Source organism: bacterium (genome assembly GCA_031082185.1).
Lineage (GTDB): Bacteria > Sysuimicrobiota > Sysuimicrobiia > Sysuimicrobiales > Humicultoraceae > VGFA01.
Map to the genome: position 1 here is coordinate 1 of JAVHLI010000044.1, position 509 is coordinate 509.

Annotated in this window: 1 rRNA gene; it reads right to left on the minus strand. The window is 54.6% G+C overall.

Annotation, left to right across the window (positions count from 1 at the left end):
• Nucleotides 1–509: ribosomal RNA gene (locus RDU83_14045) — 23S ribosomal RNA — on the minus strand; the annotation flags it as partial.

The window sequence follows — 509 nt, forward strand, 5'->3', positions numbered from 1 at the left end:
TTCAATGCTTCGCTTGCGCTGACATCTCCTCTTAACCTTCCGGCACCGGGCAGGAGTCAGCCCCTATACTTCGCCTTACGGCTTAGCAGAGACCTGTGTTTTTGTTAAACAGTCGCTTGGGCCTGGTCACTTCGACCCCAGCCAGCATTAAAACGCGTGATCTAACACCAGCCAGGGCACCCCTTATCCCGAAGTTACGGGGTTATTTTGCCGAGTTCCTTAGGAGAGGTTCCCTCGTCGCCTTAGCATTCTCTGCCCAACTACCTGTGTCGGTTTGCAGTACGGGCACCTAAATTCTCACTAGAAGCTTTTCTCGACAGTATGGGGTCAACCACCCACGGGTTCTTAGGCCCGCTGCCTTAACGCCTCAGGTTAGCGCCCGCCGGATTTGCCTAACGGACAACCCTACACGCTTAGCGCTAGCAACTCCAACGCCAGCTAGGTCTACCCTCCTGTGTCACTCCATCGCTCAAACGAATTTAGGTGGGGCCGGAATATGAACCGGCTGT